At 61.6% G+C, this 17911-nt stretch carries 11 protein-coding genes; 5 read left to right on the top strand and 6 right to left on the bottom strand.

The features are described 5' to 3' along the window. Positions 1-40: 40 nt before the first annotated feature. Together AC2FIR_RS15050 and AC2FIR_RS15045 are read right to left on the bottom strand one after the other, a co-directional pair. Entirely contained in the window at positions 41-271 is a 231-nt protein-coding gene (locus AC2FIR_RS15050; RefSeq protein ID WP_170807077.1) for a DUF2798 domain-containing protein, read from the bottom strand. Positions 272-312: 41 nt separating this feature from the next. Continuing rightward, positions 313-1089: a hydroxypyruvate isomerase family protein gene (locus AC2FIR_RS15045; protein WP_496746938.1), complete on the bottom strand. Its 777-nt coding sequence runs from the start codon at positions 1087-1089 to the stop codon at positions 313-315. Between the two features lie 172 nt (positions 1090-1261). Here AC2FIR_RS15045 and AC2FIR_RS15040 point away from each other — a divergent pair, with 172 nt between their 5' ends. Next, positions 1262-2206 carry a DMT family transporter gene (locus tag AC2FIR_RS15040; protein ID WP_480440982.1) on the top strand — a complete coding sequence of 315 codons (945 nt, stop codon included), beginning with the start codon at positions 1262-1264 and terminating at the stop codon, positions 2204-2206. On the opposite strand, the gene AC2FIR_RS15035 is transcribed toward AC2FIR_RS15040, so the two are convergent. After that, positions 2203-2784: a DUF1285 domain-containing protein gene (locus AC2FIR_RS15035; RefSeq protein ID WP_496746936.1), complete on the bottom strand. Its 582-nt coding sequence runs from the start codon at positions 2782-2784 to the stop codon at positions 2203-2205. The two genes, AC2FIR_RS15040 and AC2FIR_RS15035, sit on opposite strands and share 4 nt — an antisense overlap. Positions 2785-2848: 64 nt before the next feature. Between AC2FIR_RS15035 and AC2FIR_RS15030 the strand changes: the two genes are divergently transcribed. Genes AC2FIR_RS15030 through AC2FIR_RS15015 form a run of 4 tightly spaced genes read left to right on the top strand, consistent with a single transcriptional unit; the run spans position 2849 to position 9526 of the window. Further along, positions 2849-3856, top strand: coding sequence for an AAA family ATPase (locus tag AC2FIR_RS15030; protein WP_496746935.1), 1008 nt, complete (start codon positions 2849-2851; stop codon positions 3854-3856). Beyond that, on the top strand, positions 3853-4728 hold the full coding sequence (locus tag AC2FIR_RS15025; protein ID WP_321249849.1) for a DUF58 domain-containing protein: 876 nt from the start codon (positions 3853-3855) through the stop codon (positions 4726-4728). Before AC2FIR_RS15030 ends, AC2FIR_RS15025 begins: the two co-directional genes overlap by 4 nt. Beyond that, complete coding sequence (locus AC2FIR_RS15020) at positions 4725-7487, top strand: DUF4159 domain-containing protein (protein ID WP_496746934.1); 2763 nt, start codon at positions 4725-4727, stop codon at positions 7485-7487. The genes AC2FIR_RS15025 and AC2FIR_RS15020 overlap by 4 nt, the downstream gene beginning before the upstream one ends. Next, positions 7484-9526: a DUF7408 domain-containing protein gene (locus AC2FIR_RS15015; protein WP_496746933.1), complete on the top strand. Its 2043-nt coding sequence runs from the start codon at positions 7484-7486 to the stop codon at positions 9524-9526. The genes AC2FIR_RS15020 and AC2FIR_RS15015 overlap by 4 nt, the downstream gene beginning before the upstream one ends. A gap of 1 nt (position 9527) precedes the next feature. Here the strand turns inward: AC2FIR_RS15015 and AC2FIR_RS15010 are convergent, their stop codons facing one another. Genes AC2FIR_RS15010 through AC2FIR_RS15000 form a run of 3 tightly spaced genes read right to left on the bottom strand, consistent with a single transcriptional unit; the run spans position 9528 to position 17880 of the window. After that, positions 9528-10367, bottom strand: a complete 840-nt coding sequence (locus AC2FIR_RS15010) for a 2-keto-4-pentenoate hydratase (protein ID WP_496746931.1) — start codon at positions 10365-10367, stop codon at positions 9528-9530. A gap of 13 nt (positions 10368-10380) precedes the next feature. Then, complete coding sequence (gene pbpC / locus AC2FIR_RS15005) at positions 10381-12417, bottom strand: penicillin-binding protein 1C (RefSeq protein WP_496746929.1); 2037 nt, start codon at positions 12415-12417, stop codon at positions 10381-10383. A gap of 36 nt (positions 12418-12453) precedes the next feature. Further along, positions 12454-17880, bottom strand: coding sequence for an alpha-2-macroglobulin family protein (locus AC2FIR_RS15000; protein ID WP_496746928.1), 5427 nt, complete (start codon positions 17878-17880; stop codon positions 12454-12456). Positions 17881-17911 lie beyond the last annotated feature (31 nt).

The raw sequence follows: 17911 nt of genomic DNA, 5'->3' as shown, positions 1-17911 counted from the left end.
GCGCCGCGCATCAGGCCCGGCGGGCCATCTTTGCGGCGGGTCAGGCTTCGGGCCTGACCAGTCGTTCTACCAGCCGTTTCACTGCGGGACCAAGCAGCAGGATCACGGTAAAGGCGATTGGCCAGCAAAACATCCAGGATGCGATCCAGTCGCTCAGTGTGTCCGGCCCAAACCCCACCGCCTTGACCGTGGCAATGCCGGTCACCATGCAGGACATCAGACCAGACATGATTAGTCCGTACAGGGCATGAGCGTAACGAGCAGGTATCATCCGGTTATCCTGTCAGTTGATTGCCCCCCATGTGTGGCATTTCAGGCCTGAATTCCAGTACCCCATCCCTGCATCCAGCCCAGCGAGGCTGCGGTTCGGTCGGTTGACGGGGTGTATTCGGCGCTGACCCACCCGGTATAGCCGCAGCGATCCATTGCATCGAAAAGCGCGGGAAAATCCGTTTCACCGCGCCCCGGTTCAGCGCGGTTTGGGGCCGCCCCGATCTGTGCATGAGTGACAAGGGGGTGAAAACGGTCCCAGATGGCAAGCGCATCACCGTGGATCATTTCTGCGTGAAAGCTGTCATATTGCAGGCCGAGATTTGGGCGATCCACGCGGTCCAGCACATTGGCGGCCAGATCATAATCATTCAGAAAATATCCGGGTTGCGACGTCGTGTTCAGCGGTTCGATCGTGAATTTCTGCGTGGGCGCGAAATCAGCGGCCCATTGAAGATTTCGTACAAAGGTCTCAAACGCTGCTGAGCCTTCTGCATAGCCGGACATGATGTGGATCTGACCCGCGCGCAGCACCTGCGCATATCTCAGGACCCGGCGGATATCGGTCTGAAACCGGGTTTCGCCACCTGGAACGGCGGCATAGCCGGGCTGTCCGCCTGTGTAGTTGGGCGGTGGGGCATTGATCAGCAACAGCTCAAGCCCGTTCTCCAGCAGGGCGCGGCTGGTTTCACGGGCCGCCAGATCGTATGGAAACAGTATCTCCACGGCCGAAAACCCGGCACGCGCGGCCGCCTCGAACCTGTCCAGATAGGGAAGTTCGGCAAACAGAAGCGAGATATTTGCGGCAAATCTTGGCATGTGCTCGGTGTTCCTTTCGCCGGGACCTTAGACCCGGGGTGATGTCCGGGAAAGGGACTGAAAACGACAGATTGTCGAAAATCGACCAGAATAGCGGTGGCACATCGCCGACCGTCGGGCCTGTGCGGCGAATCAATTTTGCGACGCCCTGCCAACAGAAGGTCTGAAATTCATGGCGATGAGCTCTGAAACCGTTCGCGGTCAATCCGCGTCTGTGCCCCAAGGCCAGAGCTCTGCCTTGTCGGGCAATGGCCTGGCGGTTGCGTCCATGCTGTGCTGGGCTGCCGGGTTTCCGGCAGCTGAGGTTTTGCTTCAAAGCTGGCCCCCGGTCGCCCTGTTGGCGGCGCGCCTGGCTTTGGCGGTGCTTGTTCTGGTGCCGGTCTGGATCCTGATCGACGGTCCGACACGTGTTCTTCGCGCACGGTGGCGGCACGCGCTGTTGGTGGGCGGGCTTGGCATAGGCACCGGCATGTTCCTGATCATCCTCGCACAGAAACTGACGGATCCCGTCACCGTCGCGATCATCGCGTCCTGCGCCCCGCTGACGGCGACCTTGCTCGAACTTGCCGCAGGTACGCGGCGTCTGAAGTGGAACTTTGCCCTTGGCGTTGCTGTATCGATTATCGGAGGCCTGATCGCCACCAGTTCAATGGCCCCGGCGCAGCTGGGCTTGGGCGCGGTCTGCGCCGTGCTTTCAACGGCTCTGTTCTGTTGGGCTAGTCAGGCAACGGCGAGGGATTTCCCCGAACTGAGCCAGACCGGGCGCACCACGATCGTTTTTGTCGGTGGTCTGGTCATGGCGACCATTCTGATGATCCTGTCGCATCAGTTGGGGATGGATATTCTGCCGTCTGCTCCGATTGACGTTGATCAGGTCGGGATGCTGGCGATCTATGCGCTGATTTCGATGGGGATCAGTCAGATTCTGTTTGTCGGTTCCATCGCAAGGCTGGGCGTCGCGCTGGCCTCGTTTCACATCAACATCGCGCCGTTCTACGTGATGCTGATCATGGTGATGCTTGGAGATGAGTGGAACTGGACCCGCGCGCTGGGCGCGGGCATCGTCGCGCTGGCGGTTGTGCTGGCACAAGACCGAAGATCGGTGCGCCTGGCCTAGTTACGCTCCAGCGCATCAGACTGGATCAGGGGAAAGAAAACGCCCCCGGACCAGACGCCGAACCAGCCGTCATGGTCAGTGCCGATATCTACAAGGCGGTAAAAGCTTTTGCGGTCAACGCGCGCCTCAAGGTTTGCGCGCATCAATATGTAAAGGGACGGCTCATTCGTTTCCGGATCGATGACAATGCGGATCGGATGATCGGGCCCTGCGGCAGCTCTATCGCCCACCTGGGTTGTGAACGTCAGGACTTGCACACCGCTTTCATTGGTGTTGTCAAAGTCCACGGCGACAAAGGGTGCATCCTCGACGGTGATTCCCACCTTTTCGACCGGGGTCACCAGAAAATACTTCCCGTCTTCTTTCTTAAGAATTGAGGAAAAAAGCTTCACAAGCTCGAAACGGTTGATGGGTGAACCTAAATAACTCCACGAACCATCTTGGGCGATACGGATGTCCAGATCGCCGCAAAACGGAGGATTCCAAAGGTGAACGGGCGGTAAACCCCGCCTTTTGACTGATTTGACCGAGGCCGCAAGACCATCGGGAGAAGGTGTCACAGGTTTTTGTCCGCTCATTGCTTTTGCCATTTCCTGTCTGCGCGATACACTTCAATCATATTCGTCCACGGAAGGGAAAACCATGTCCGAACCTGCCGACCTCGTCGCCGAGATCGAAGCGCTGGAAAACAAGCTGCAAGAGGCCAAGACCTCGATCACCCGCCGCTTTATCGGGCAGGAGAGGGTCGTGGACCTGACACTGACGGCGCTTTTATGTGGTGGTCACGCATTGTTGATCGGTCTGCCCGGGCTGGGTAAAACGCGGCTGGTGGAAACGCTGTCGACCGTGATGGGCCTGCATGGCAATCGCATCCAGTTCACGCCTGACCTGATGCCTGCCGATATTCTGGGGTCCGAAGTTCTGGATACCGCCGATGATGGCAGCCGTCATTTCCGGTTCATCCCCGGCCCGATATTCTGCGAATTGCTGATGGCGGACGAGATCAACCGCGCCAGCCCGCGCACCCAGTCGGCGCTGCTGCAGGCGATGCAGGAGCGCACGGTGACGGTCGCGGGCGAAGATCGCCCGTTGGGTGTTCCGTTCCATGTGCTGGCAACGCAGAACCCGATCGAACAGGAAGGCACCTATCCATTGCCCGAAGCGCAACTGGACCGGTTCCTGGTTCAGATCGATGTCGAATACCCGGATCGCCAAACCGAACGGGACATTCTGTTGGCGACAACGGGCGTGGAAGAAGACGAGGCCAGCCAGATTTTCACCAAAGAGGAATTGCTGGCGGCACAGGTCCTGTTGCGCCGGATGCCGGTGGGTGAATCGGTGGTCGAACTGATCCTTGATCTGGTCCGCGCCTTCCGCCCCGAAGAACCGGGCGTTTCGGACCGTGTTTCTGAGACAGTCGCCTGGGGCCCTGGCCCCCGTGCGGCACAGGCGCTGATGATGACCGTACGCGCCCGCGCGATGTTGCAGGGGCGTCTGGCGCCCAATGCCGAGGATGTGCTGGACATGGCGCGTCCGGTGCTCAGCCATCGCATGGCGCTGAACTTTGCAGCGCGTGCGCGTGGTGACAGTCTGGCCAGCCTGATCGACACCACCGCCGCCGGATTGGTGCGTACCGAGGCCGCGGCGTGAATGCCGCGCTGACCCTTCGTGAAAGATCCGAGGCCGAGGCGTCCCGGCTGCCGCCCCTTTTGGCGCGGGCCGAACACCTGGCCGGAACCGTCCTGCTGGGTGACCACGGGCGTCGGCGTTCGGGCCTGGGCGACGATTTCTGGCAATACCGCCCGGCGCAGGCCGGTGATAGTCGCCGTCTGATCGACCACCGACGCTCGGCGCGGGGGGATCAGCAGTTCGTGCGCGAGCGGGAATGGCAGATCGCCCAGTCGATCATGCTGTGGGTGGATCAGGGCGCATCGATGCGGTTTGCCTCGGACAGGGCGCTGCCGACCAAGGCGGACCGGGCGCGGCTGCTGGGTCTGGCGACAGCGATCTTGCTGGTGCGGGGTGGTGAGCGCGTCGGACTGACCGGCACCACGCTGCCGCCGCGGCGGGGCAACGCCCAGATCATCCGGCTGGCGCAAGCCTGGTCCGAGGACACCGAGGTCGACTATGCACCACCGGAACACCGGGCCATGGTTCCGCATGCCCGGGCTGTGTTCATCTCTGATTTCCTGGGTCCGCTGGATGAGGTTGAACTGGCGCTCACCAAGGCTGCGGATCGCGGTGTTCGCGGTGTTTTGCTGCAGGTTCTGGACCCCGGCGAGGAGACCTTTCCCTTCCAGGGACGCACTATTTTCGAAAGCGTCGGTGGCTCGGTCCGGCATGAAACCCTCAAGGCCGGAGATCTGCGCGACCGCTATCTTGGCAGGTTGGCCGCGCGCAAGGATGCGCTGACACAGCTTTGTCGTGCAACTGGCTGGCAACTGGGTCAGCACCACACCGGTGAAAGCGCGCAAGCGGCTCTGTTGTGGCTCTATCGTGCGTTGGACGGGGGTACGCAATGACGGTTCTGGCAGGCATCGGATTTACAGCCCCATGGGTGCTGCTGGGCCTTCTGACCCTGCCGATCCTGTGGCTGATTCTGCGCGCCGTGCCACCGGCACCCATTCGCCGACTGTTCCCGGCGGTAACGTTGCTGCTTGGGTTGAAAGATGACGAAAGCGTCTCGGACCGGACCCCGTGGTGGCTGCTGCTGTTACGGATGCTGGCGGCGGCGGCGATCATCATCGGGCTGGCCGGGCCGGTTCTGAACCCGTCGCGCGATCAGGCAGGATCGGGGCCGCTTCTGATGGTTCTGGACGCCAGTTGGGCCGGTGGAACGCGTTGGTCAGCTACGCTGGATCAGATCGACGCGCAATTGACCGAGGCCGGCCGTGCCGGTCGCCCCGTATCGATTTTACGCCTGACCGACCCGGAAACACCTGTATTTCAGGCCGCTGAGGCATGGCGCGGGCGCCTGCCGGGCCTGATGCCGATGCCTTGGCAGCCCAACCCGAAACAATTGGATCAGGTATTGGCGGCGCTAGCCGATGTTGACGGCGGGTTCGAGACACGCTGGTTCAGCGACCGGCTGAACTACCCCGGCCACGACCGGATGTTGTCCGCCCTACAGGGGCGCGGGAGCGTCACGGTCTACCGCCCGTCTGCGCCGATTTTTGCACTATTGCCCGCAGCGTATCAGGACGGCGTTATTCAGGTGACAGCGCTGCGGTCGGAACCCGGACCGGCCATGTCGCTGACGATCCTGGCTCAGGGCCGCGACCCCGCAGGTGCAATGCGCGTTCTGCAATCGGTCGATGTGACGTTCGAGGATGGTGAAAGCCAGGCGCAGGTTGATCTGTCACTGCCTTCCGAGTTGCGCGCCCGGATTACGCGGTTCGAAATTCAAGGCCAGCGCTCAGCCGGGACCACGACGCTGACCGATGACAGCCTGAGGCGGCGCGAGGTTGCCCTGATCGCCGGTACGCTGAACCGCGAGGGGCTGGAACTGCTGTCGCCGCTGCACTATCTCACACAGGTTCTCAGACCGACCGCTGATTTTGTCGATGGCGGTCTGCTGGATGTGTTGCCTGCTAACCCTGATGTGATCGTGCTGGCCGATGTGGCCAAACTCTCTGACACGGAACAGGCTGAACTGGTTCAATGGGTCGAACAGGGTGGGCTGTTGCTGCGCTTTGCGGGTCCGCGCATGGCGGCAAGTGATCTGGGCCGCAAGGATGAGGACGCCTTGCTGCCGGTTCGTCTGCGAAGCGGCGGGCGTTCTGTCGGCGGCGCGATGAGTTGGGGTGAAGCCAAGGGGCTGGCGCCATTCGTCGAAGGCTCGCCATTCTATGGCCTGCAGATCCCCGGTGATGTGACGGTGACCACGCAAGTCATGGCCCAACCAGACCCAAATCTGGCCGATCGGGTGATTGCATCGCTGTCTGACGGAACGCCGTTGGTCACGCGAAAGACATTGGGTCTGGGCCAGGTCGTCCTGTTTCACGTCACGGCTGACGCGGAATGGTCGACTGTTCCACTGTCCGGTTTGTTTGTTGAAATGCTGGACCGTCTGGCCGTGGCCTCGGCCGCAAAATCCCGGCAGGAGGCTCAGTTGCAGGGCACCGTCTGGGAGCCGATTCAGGTTCTGGACGGGTTCGGGTCGCTTTCGGATGCGGGCAATCTGGCCGGGGTGGACGGTGTTGATCTGTTGTCCCGGGCGGTCGGTCCGGACTTGCGGCCGGGACTGTATGAAAGCGGTAAACAGAAACTGGCGCTGAACGCGCTGACCGATGACGCGACATTCCAGCCGGCGGTTTGGTCTGGGGATGTGACGATCAGGGGCCAGGAGGTTAACACGGAAACCCCGATCGGGGGCCTGTTGCTGAGCCTCGCGCTGCTGTTGCTGACCGTGGATGTGATAGCCTCGCTGGCCTTGTCCGGGCGGTTGGGCTTGGCGCGTACAGCGGTGGTGGCCCTTGGCGCAATGATGCTGACCCCCGAGGCTCAGGCCCAATCGCCCGAAGATACCGAATTTGCGCTAAGCGCCACGCAGGAACTGGTTCTGGCCCATGTGCTGACAGGTGACGAGAATGTGGATGCGATTGCAGGGGCCGGTATGCGCGGGCTTTCGCAAACGCTGTTGTTCCGAACTTCCGTGGAACCAGCCGAGCCAATCGGCGTCGATCTGGAACGCGACGAACTTGCGTTCTTTCCACTTCTGTACTGGCCCATTACGCCGGACCAGCCTCAGCCTTCCTCCGAGGCGTACGCGAAACTCAACGCGTATCTGCGCTCGGGCGGAATGATTCTGTTTGATACCCGCGACTCGGATGTGGCCCGTTTTGGCGCCGCCAGTCCTAACGGGCGCAAGCTTCAACAATTGGCCGGACCTTTGAATATCCCGTCGTTAGAGCCTGTTCCGCGCGATCATGTTCTGACCCGTGCCTTTTACCTGCTGCAGGATTTTCCCGGTCGATATGGCGGGGCCGAGGTATGGGTCGAAGCCGCGCCGCCGGATGCGGAACAAATCGAAGGGATGCCGTTCCGAAATCTCAACGACAATGTCACCCCGGTGGTGATCGGCGGCAATGACTGGGCCGGTGCCTGGGCCATCGACCGAAACGGGCAGGCCCTGCTGCCGGTTGGCCGCGGTTATGCCGGCGAACGTCAGCGCGAGCTGGCCAATCGTTTCGGTGTGAACCTGGTGATGCATGTTCTGACCGGGAACTATAAATCCGATCAGGTCCATGTGCCCGCTTTGCTAGACAGGTTGGGGCAATGACCGGGACCGTCATCTTTGATCCGCTGATCCCATGGCCGGTATTGGCCATTGTCGCCGGGGTTGCGCTGGGCGGTGTCATTCTTGCGCTGTGGCGCGGCCTGTCCGGCTGGGCCTTGCGCGGGTTGGCGGCTTTGGTCGTTGTCGCGGCGCTTTCCGGTCCGGTCTATCAGGTCGAGGATCGCGCGCCTCTGACGGATATCGTCCTGATGATCGAGGATGAAAGCGCCAGTCAGACCCTGTCGGATCGCGCCGATCAGACGGCACGGGCCGCAGAGGAACTGGCGGCAGAAATCGAATCCCGCGACAATACCGAACTGCGCCGCATCGCCGTCGGCGACGGTGACGGGGATGAAGGCACGCGGGTGATGGCTGCCCTCAACGAGGCGCTTGCGGAAGAACCCCGTGCGCGTATCGCCGGGATACTGGTGGTCTCGGACGGTATCGTGCATGACGTCGATCAGGCCCCGGACCTGCCCGCGCCATTGCATCTGCTGCAAACCGGCCGTGCCAGCGATTGGGACCGTCGACTGATTGTCCGCAACGCGCCTGCCTTTGCCATTATCGGAGAGCCCGTGACGCTGACCTTGCGGGTCGAGGACAGCGGCGCCGCACCTGCCGGAGCAGCCACCGCGCCTCTTGAAATCTCGGTCGACGGGGCCGCGCCGGAAAGCTTCAGCATTCCCATTGGGGTGGATGTCGAGCTTCCCATAACGCTGCCGCATGGCGGGCGGAACGTCATCCAGTTCTCGGTGCCGCAGGCCGAGGGCGAGCTGACCGATCGCAACAATACCGCGCTGATTCAGATGAACGGTGTCCGTGATCGGCTGCGGGTTTTGCTTGTTTCCGGAGAACCGCATCCGGGCGGGCGGACATGGCGTAACCTTCTGAAATCGGACAGTTCTGTTGATCTCGTCCACTTCACCATCCTCCGTCCACCGGAAAAACAGGACGGGGTGCCGGTGGACGAGCTGTCTTTGATCGCCTTCCCGACGCGCGAGCTGTTTCTTGAGAAGATCAACGATTTCGACCTGATCATCTTTGACCGCTACAAGCGTCGTGGCATCCTGCCCGCGATCTATCTGGACAATGTCACCAACTACATCAACGAAGGTGGTGCGGTTCTAATTGCGGCCGGGCCGGATTTTGCGACGGCTGACAGCATTTTCCGATCTCCGCTTGCTCCGATCCTGCCCGCGCAGCCGACCGCGCGTGTGATTGAGGAACGCTATGTGCCGAAAGTCACGGATCTTGGTCAGCGCCACCCGGTTACAACCGATCTCGGCGATCCCGAAACCTGGGGCGCGTGGCTGCGTCAGATCGATGTCAAACACCGGTCAGGTGAGGCGTTGATGTCCGGGGTTGATGACCGGCCGTTGCTGGTGCTCGATCGGGTGGGCGAAGGACGCGTGGCGCTTCTGGCGTCGGACCACGCCTGGTTGTGGAGCCGGGGCTTCGAAGGCGGTGGCCCACAACTGGAACTGCTGCGCAGGCTTGCGCATTGGATGATGAAAGAACCCGAACTTGAGGAAGAAGCCCTGTGGGCCGAAGCTAACGGTCAGGTCATGCGCATCATCCGCCAGACGCTCAGCGATGAGGTTGGAACCGTGACCGTGATACGCCCAAATGGCGAAACGCTGGACATCACGCTTGAGGAGGTGTCACCAGGACGGTTCGAGGCCCAATATATCGGACCTGAGATCGGGCTTTACCGCCTTGAAGAAGGTGAGAATTCAGCGGTGATCGGTCTTGGGCCCGCTGCGCCGAAAGAGTTCGAGCAGACCATAGCAACCGGCGACCTGCTGGAACCGCTTCTGGCAGATTTGCGCGGTGGTGTTGTCCGTCTGGAGGACGGGCTGCCGTCGATCCGCAATGTGCGCGCCGGGCGGCCGGCCTCGGGGCGCGGCTGGATCGGTCTGACCCCAAGAAACGCCTATGAGACGCGCGATGTTACACAGGCCGGGTTGCTGCCGCCCTGGCTGGTATTGCTGTTGGCTGGCGGGTTCCTGCTGGCTGGTTGGCTGCGTGAGGGGCGGCGATAGGCTACTCGAATGTCACGCTGACGGTAGGATTGCCGGGCAGGCCGTCATACCTGACGGACGCGCCGCCTTTGCCTTTGGCAGGCGGAAACAGCGGACCGAACGAGCCAACCGAAATCAGATCGCCGGGTGCAAATTCGATCCCTTTTGACATCAGCCAGAGTGCCGCGTTTGCCGGATGACCCAACACGGCTGAGCCAGGCGCCTGTGCCAGAACCTCACCGTCGGCAGCGCTAAGCGTGACCGTCATGCCCATCAAATCCTGCGACATGGCGGCGGGATCGGTGACGGCGATTTCAGACCCTAAAACGCCGAGTTTCGGCGCAACCCCGATTGCGGTCAGGGTGACTGGGTTAATGGGTTCTTCGTCGGCCAGGGTCAGGTCAGGCAGTTCGATGAAGGGTCGAACAGACGAGACATGTTCCATCACTTCGTCAGGTGTGGTTGCCTGATTGATCGCTGCGTCGCCGACCGCCAGGATCAGGTCCGCCTCGAATACTGGACGGGCCCCCCAATTTTCTGAAACACTTGCCCCGTCATCCAGCATCATGTCGCGATACAGAATACCCTGAACCGGTTCGCTAGCTCCAAACCTGTCCTGCGCGGGTTTGCTGGTCAGGCCCGCCTTGTAGCCAATCAACGGTCCAAGATGCTGCTGCATCGCAGTGACAAGTTTCGCCTGCGTGCAAAGCGCATCCGCCATGCTTCCGTCCGGGGTCAGAGCAACGGTAGGTGTGTTCGTAAGATAGTCCTGAACAAACCGGTCGATCTGGGCGTCAGACGCGCATTCAGCCGCTGTTTGAGTGGCCGTCAAAGCAAGAAGTAAAACAAGCCAATTGCGCAATCGTTTTCTCCTGTCATCTGATCTTGAACGAAACCCTGTCGGATTTGCCCAGTGCATCCAACACGACAAGGGCGGTGTGTCCGGGCCCGGGGTTGGGAATTTCAATCTCTCTGTGGTGCTGGCCGGTTACGACGGGCACGCCGTCAGACAGGACGGAAAACGGCCCGGTTCCGCCCCTCAGCTTCAGCGTAAGGGAGGCTCCATTTGTCTCTAACAAGGCATCATTGGGCGGAAACAACAGTTGCGGCGCAGAAGGGTCCGCCTCAAAAGCCGCTTCGCGAGGGCGGAACCGCCGCAAAGGCTGGGGCAGTTGCGCGGCACCGACAAGCAGGGTTGATGGCGGCGGCGGCGGCATCGGAGTGAATTTGGGTTTCAGAAGACCGAAGGCTTCAAACAAAACTGGGGCCGCAAGCGCGCCGCCAAAAGCGCCGGGCACCGGTGTGCCGTCTGACCGCCCCAGCCAGACACCGATGACGTGACGGCCGTCATAGCCGATCGCCCAGGCGTCCCGGTGCCCGTAAGAGGTTCCGGTCTTATATGCCAATACACCGGATTGCGCACCTGATGGCGGGGTTAGTCCGGTCAGAATATTGCCAACCTGCCAGGCCGCCGGTTCCGAAAGTACACGTCGCGTATCGGCGTCGCCATCCAATGCCCGATAGTGCAAGACGGGGCCTTGGCCACCTGCCGCCACCACCGCAAAAAGCTGCACAAGATCGTGCAGGCTAAGCCCGACACCGCCAAGCGAGATCGCCAGACCCGGTGCGCCTCCGGTGAGGCGCGGTTCGGTGTTGGCACGCAGCAGGGCGTCCATAACGCGGGCAGGTCCCAGTTCCTGCGTCAGGCGCACCACCGGGATGTTCAGCGACAGTTGCAGCGCATCGCGAATACGCACGTCACCCCTGAACACGCCGTCGAAGTTGCGGGGTGCATATCGCCCGAACATCACCGGGCTGTCGCTGATCAGGGTTTCCGGATGCGCCAGCCCCTGATCGAAGGCCAGTCCATAGATCAGGGGCTTCAGGGTTGATCCGGGTGAACGCAACGCCTGCGTCATGTCCACAAACCCCTGACGCGCATCCTGATAACCCGCTGACCCGACCGAAGCCAGAATCGCGCCGGTTTCATGGTCAGCCACGATCATTGCGCCGGAAACGCGGGGTCCGGCCCGTTTGGCGGCCTGCGCGATTAGCGGTTCCAACTTTGCCTGCAATGCCCCGTCCAGTGTCAGGTCCTGCGCCAGAGCTTCAGGCAACCCCGCACGGGCCCGGTCCGTCAGGTGGGGTGCCAGCTGGGGAAAGGGCCGCATTCTGGTTGGCACCGGGTCTGCCATGGCGCTTTGCATCTCGGGTCTGGACAAAAGACCATTGCGATGCAGCCGTTGCAAAACCCGGTCGCGGGCTTTGCGCCCTGCTTGAAGATTGCGGTCGGGTCGCCGTGCCTCGGGGGATTGTGGCAGGGCGATCAACAAGGCCGCCTGCGCAGGCGTCAAACGGGACGGATCCTTGCCGAACCACGCCCGACTGCCCGCCCGGACCCCTTCAAGATTGCCACCATAAGGGGCATGGGTCAGATACAGCGACAGGATCTGATCCTTGTTCAGGCGCTGTTCCAACGCCAAAGCCACCCGGATCTGGCGGAGCTTACCGCTCCACCGACCTGTCGGGCCATCCTCGATCAGGCGGGCAACCTGCATGGTCAGGGTCGATCCGCCGGAAACAGGTCGGCCGTTCCAAAGCGACTGCGCCCCGGCCCGCACCATGGCCAGCGGATCGATGCCGGAGTGAGCGCGAAACCGTTTGTCCTCGTAACGGATCAGCATGTTGACAAAACCCGGATCGACCGGGCCATGCTGCATCCGCCAGATGCCGTTCGCCACTGAAAACGCGCGCAGCAGATCGCCGTTCCGGTCCCGCATCTCGACCGAGGTTTCTGTCAGAACCGCAGGCAGCGATGTGGCGTCGACCCAGTCCGCGAAGCGGTCGCGGGCAAAGCCGGTCACATACAATAGCCCCGCAAGTGCCAATAAAAGAAGGTTGGCCCTAGGCATCGGCCTTGCCAAAACTTCGATATGTTTGACCCCCGATCATTCGACTACAACGCGCCCAGTGTTGGTGTGCGCCCGGTTCTGCGGGCGATACATATCCTCGACCGAGGCCGCCGGGTGATGAAAGGCACCGGGTGTTACGGCGCGTGCCACATACGCAAGCGTGACCGGCTTGCGGTCCTGCAAGTCAACCGCTGCCAAAAACCGGTCAGACCGGAATTCGGTATGCCTGGCTTCGGACAAATCCAGCCAGTCCAGCGACCGCACATCACCCGAACGCAACAGGTTGGGATTGTCGATCTCGATACCAGCGGCCAGCGGGTCGTCGATCATCAGGCGCGCACCGCCATCCTCGAACGGCGTGACGGTCAGAACCGTGACAAATCGCGTGCCCACTGAAAGTGCGGACTGTTCCAGCGGTTCACCTTCCATTGAGAAATACACACGCTCGATCGCATATCCGGTGCCGCCCGCCGCAAGTGGGATGTCGGGTATTCCCGTCACCGTCATCGTGATATCCGTGGCCTGCCCGTCTGCGGCAGTTATGTTCAGAACATCGTCGCTGTCCGAATGCAGGACCTGCACAAACGGTCCCTCGACCGGCGCACCGTTCACACGCAGCCCGGCGCTTTCCGGGTTTGAGATCAGCGCATGCGCCGCCAGCAGCGACCATGATGCCTCTTGCGTTGACAAATGCGCCGGGGCGGAACTGACCCGCCGGATCAGATCGTCCCGGTCGATCACCTCGCTGCCTGCGTTCACGGCCAGCGTCAGCAGTCCGGCCGCATCGCGCAGTTCGGTTCCGTAATCGGTGCGCCAGTAAGTTTGTCTTTGATCCGACCGTTCGGCCAATAGCTGGGCAGCGTGGGCAAACATCCTGTCGGCTCGTGTCTGATCCCCATAAGAGGCCAACGCCGCCCCAAGCTGAGCGGCTGCCAGAGGCGTGGCGAAAGCATCGCCCTTGACGTCGGCGTAATAGCGCAGATCGCCCATGGATGCCGCGCTTTCGCGGGCCAGAACCATCAGCGCATAAGCGATGTCTTGCCCGCCTTCATCGAAATCAGGGGCATAGCTGATCCTGTTTCGCAGGTTGTCCATCGCCTGTGCAAAGGCACGGTCCGGCACTGTATGGCCCTGCGCACGGGCGCGGGACAGGAAGTCGGTGACATAAGCATCCAGCCAGAAATCGCCGCCCTGGGCGCGCCACAGCCCAAAGGCACCATTCGAGGTTTGCCGGGTCAGTATGCTGCGGATGGCCGTGCTGATCCGCGCTTCGATCGCCGGTTCGTTCCCCAGCCCCGAGGCCTGGGCGACCGAAGACAAATACAGCAGCGGCAGCGCCTGACTGGTGATCTGTTCGGTGCAGCCATATGGGTACCTGTTCAACCAATCCAGCAGGCCGGGCGTGTCGAATTTCGCCAGTGGACCGGCGGACAGGATCGCCTTGACCGATCCGGGCCGGAATCCGTCGAAGACATCCTGCGAAAACAGAAAGCTGTCACCCTCGCCCAGCGAAAATCGGCGTGTCAGAGCAACGGCAGGATCGTTTGCGCGAACCGGCATCCGCAACGTCCGAGACAGATCGCGGCCGTCCGGTGTTGTGATTGACAGGTTGATCTCAGGGTCACCAACCGCAGCTGCGCGAATTGGAACTTCCAAAACGGTCTTGCCGCCGGGTTGCAACGTGAAACTGGTCGGGGTTGCGGCCAGTTCCAGCCCGGCCGAAGCCGCCAGACCCAGTGTCATTTCACCTGCCGGACCGTCGGCATGCACGATCTCCAGCAGCATCCGGCTTTGGTCGCCAGGGGCCAGAAAACGTGGCAGGCTGGCCGATACGACAACCGGGTCGCGAACGACCATCTCAGCTTCGGCCTGACCGACTGCGCTGCGCGACCAGGCGACGGCCATCAGACGCACGGTGCCGTTAAAATCGGGCAGAGGAATGTCCAGTTCGACTTCGCCTGCTTCATCGACCTGAACCGGACCGTTGAATACGGCCATCAGATCCTGTGTCGGCGGTGGTGACTGCCGTCGCATACCAGCGTCGCTGTCACCTCCGGAACGAACGAGACCCATGGTCCCGTTCATCCCGTCGATCAGTCGGCCATAGACGTCCCGCAATTCGACGCCCAGACGGCGTTGTCCGAAGTAATAGGATTGCGGGTCCGGTGTTTCAAAACCCGTTAGGTTCAGGATACCGACATCTACCGCTGCCAGTGTCAGCCAGACGGGATCATTGGCCGGGGCATTTTCGACCCTGATGCGGGTCTTTTGCACCTGTCTTGGCGTCGTAAGTTCGGGCACCTCAATCCCGACCTGCAGCCTGCGCCCGACCGGTTCAACACTGGCGTGAGCGATCCCCATGGCCCTGGCCGGGTTCTGGCCGGCGGATACGTCCATCGGCCGGATGAGTGTGGCGGCGACATAGGCGCCCGCGCCCCATTCCGGCGTGACATCGATGGGAACAACGGTTTCTCCTTCAGGGACTTCGATCATCTGGCGTTGGATCAGCCGGTTCGACAGAACCTCGATCTGCGCAACACCTGCCATGCGGGCCACAATCCTCAACTGTGCGGTGTCACCGGGGCGATAGCTGTCACGGTCCAATGACATGTCCAACCTGTCCGGAGTGCTTGTGGCGTCGGCGGCCTGGTACCAGCCCGCGTAGAAATCGACAGCCGCTTCGGCGTATGCGCCATCGATCCGCTGCACCACAAGCTCGTACCGGCCCCAGTCGACCGCAGATGTCAAAGTCAGCGGGTCTGAGAGAAACTCGGCCTCTCCGGTGGCGATCCGTGTGCGCCGGGTGGTGGGTTCCCACTTCCATTCTCCGTACAGCTGGTACCACTGATACCGGGTTTCAATCCGGTTCAGGGTCCAGCGCAGGCGCATCGGGGTTGCCGACAGGTCCGGCGACAGTCCGACGACCTGAAATCCGGCTTCGGTGCCTTCAGGCACAACACCGTCAAACAGTGGTTTGATTCCTACGACCGGCTGCGTTGGCCGGACCGGAGCTGTCAACCGACGCTCGACCGGTCGTCCAGACCCGTCTGCCAGCCGGGCAATCACCGTGGCTTCAACGGGCTTGCCCTCAGTCTCTAATACAGGGATTTCCACCGCGACAGTTGCCAGACCGGCGGCGTCGGTGCGCGTATTGCCGAAATAGGTGCTTTTGGTGGAAACCGCTGCATCATAGCGGCCAAACCGATACCCGTCATATCCGGAAACCGCTTCCGCCGGGCGCGCGAGGACCTGGCCGTCGATGTTCAGATCCGAACCCGGTGCACCGAACAGATAGCGGGCTTCGATCCGCAGAGGCGGGTTGTCGCCGGGATGCAGCGGGGCGTCCGGCAAGGACAGGTCGAAGTCAATCCGCTCGGGCAGGAAGTCTTCAATCAGTACGGTCTGCTGCGCTAGCGCATCAGCCTTCGGGTCCGACTTGACTTCGATCCGCCATGTTCCGCGCGGTGCATCCATAGCCACGGGCAACGCAAAAACATGACCTCCGGCAACACCGCCGCCCGACACGGCGCGTCGATATTCAACCCCGTCCGGGCGGTGCAGTATGGCGGTCAGCGGCAAACCCTCGATGGCCTGCGCCTGATCGTCACGCGTCAGGGCCGTCAGGTGAATCGTTTCACCGGCGCGGTAGGCGCCCCGGTCGGTGGTCAGAAAGACATCGATTGGTCCGGCTGGTGCCCGACCCTCGACACCACGGTCGGACAAGTCAAAGGCCGGGTCGGTCAGCGACAGGAACCCGATATCGCTGTCACCATCGACAGCCACGACCAGCGCGGGCGAGCTTGCCCCCGTTCCCCGAACAAGACCGGCATCAAACAGGGCATGGCCGTCGGCATCCGTCTTGGCCCGGGCAATAACCGCATTTGCATTCGAGATCACCGAAACCTCGATCCCTTCGCGGGGTGCGGCGTCGGTCAGGCCACGGACCGTGACATGCAGGCCGCCCGTGCCTTGAGCTGTTGAGAGACCCAGATCAGACAGAACGAACCACTGCGTTGCTGACGGGTCGTCGTAGGGGTCACTGCCGGGTACCCGCGCGGACAGCGTGTAGATACCGGCCGATTGATCAGCAATCGCCTCAGCCAGCGGCAGGCGCGCTGTCATGGTCTGGTTCAGCTGGTTTTCGACTTCCGCTGTGCCTGTCCAGATATCCTCGGCAATCTCGTTGCTGAACTCGCGTTCTTCCCATTCGCTGAGGGGGCGGCCGAAAAAGCCCTGCTGAACCGCACGCAACAGGTTCCGGTCACTGATACGGCGCAAGGTCAGATCCAGTTCGGCGACGTTGACCGTTTCAACGGGCAAGGCCGCATCCGCTGACTTAGGCAGCACATATCCGCGCCCGGGAAACCGGGCCGTTGGCGAACGGTCGCGCACGTAGTGGGTCAGGCTGACGTTGCGGTTCAGCACTTCTCCCGAGGCGGCTGGCAACCCCTCGCGCAAGGTGAACTGATACCGCGCACCATGCGCGACACCATCGACGCAAAGCTGCTTCTCGTCTGCCTGCACCACCAGACCATCGACGCTGCGCTGAACAAAGGGGTCATAGTCGACACCGGCCTTGATCAGCGGTTCCGAGAATTCAACACAGATGCGCGGCGCGGCAGCATCGCTTTCAACGCTGCTGTCCACAACCCGGAACCCGTATTTGCCGATCGCCTGATCCAGAGCGGCCAGAACATCCTCGCGCGGCTGAAGCTGCTGGGCCAGTCGCAGCGCAGGGATCATGTCACGCCCGCGTTCGACAGCTTCAAGCGCGTTCGACAGGATTATCAGTGCTGATACCTGAGCGCCCTCTGATTCCGCGCGCAAGTATCCGTTTATGGCGGCGCCAAGCGCCCGATCGTAAAGGACATTTTTTTCGTTCCAACCCGACGCGTCGATGGCAAGCAGCAGGCGGGCATAATCTGTCCACAGGTCAGAGGCATCATTGATCGACAGGGCCACACCGGTCCACTGCATGGCCAGTGCCGGCGTATTGGCGGCGCGGGCCGCGTTCATCGCGTCTTCGACATTGAACCCGCCGGCCGAGTGCAGAAATCCAAGATTCCTGGCCTGGTCACGAGCCCGTTCAAAATCGGTCGGTCGCAGGAAATCCAGCGTGCCTTTGCGGGTATCGGCCAGTGTTAGGGTCGATTCTGGCGTTGAAACCTTCTGTGCGGACAAAGCGCCGTTGTAGGGTTCCTGCCGGGTTATGTCCTTCTTTGGAAAGCAGGCATCCGAACGAGTGTTGAAGGTAAATGCGGTACAGCTTTGGATGGCCGAACACGCCTGAATGCAGGATTTCAGATCCGTGTCGAACAGCGCATTCAGATCGGTTCCGATTAAATCAGCGTCGCGGGTCGTGATGTATCGGAACTCTGGCGCGGCAGTTTGTGCCTGACCTGGGGCTGGCTGGAAAAAATGTGAAAGAAAATAAACTATTGCAATCAAAACCAAGCGGTGCATCGCAACCTCCTATTTGCAGCAACCCTCGCAT

The sequence above is a fragment of the Ruegeria sp. CDSB136 genome, assembly GCF_059610965.1.
Note: the sequence above shows the minus strand (reverse complement) of the source record. Positions and strands in the feature narration are given on the sequence as shown.

Excerpts from the sequence above, each read along its gene's own strand:
- AC2FIR_RS15050 (WP_170807077.1), bottom strand. The coding sequence starts at position 271 with ATGATACCTGCTCGTTACGCTCATGCCCTGTACGGACTAATCATGTCT.
- AC2FIR_RS15045 (WP_496746938.1), bottom strand. The coding sequence starts at position 1,089 with ATGCCAAGATTTGCCGCAAATATCTCGCTTCTGTTTGCCGAACTTCCC.
- AC2FIR_RS15040 (WP_480440982.1), top strand. The coding sequence starts at position 1,262 with ATGGCGATGAGCTCTGAAACCGTTCGCGGTCAATCCGCGTCTGTGCCC.
- AC2FIR_RS15035 (WP_496746936.1), bottom strand. The coding sequence starts at position 2,784 with ATGAGCGGACAAAAACCTGTGACACCTTCTCCCGATGGTCTTGCGGCC.
- AC2FIR_RS15030 (WP_496746935.1), top strand. The coding sequence starts at position 2,849 with ATGTCCGAACCTGCCGACCTCGTCGCCGAGATCGAAGCGCTGGAAAAC.
- AC2FIR_RS15020 (WP_496746934.1), top strand. The coding sequence starts at position 4,725 with ATGACGGTTCTGGCAGGCATCGGATTTACAGCCCCATGGGTGCTGCTG.
- AC2FIR_RS15015 (WP_496746933.1), top strand. The coding sequence starts at position 7,484 with ATGACCGGGACCGTCATCTTTGATCCGCTGATCCCATGGCCGGTATTG.
- pbpC (WP_496746929.1), bottom strand. The coding sequence starts at position 12,417 with ATGCCTAGGGCCAACCTTCTTTTATTGGCACTTGCGGGGCTATTGTAT.
- AC2FIR_RS15000 (WP_496746928.1), bottom strand. The coding sequence starts at position 17,880 with ATGCACCGCTTGGTTTTGATTGCAATAGTTTATTTTCTTTCACATTTT.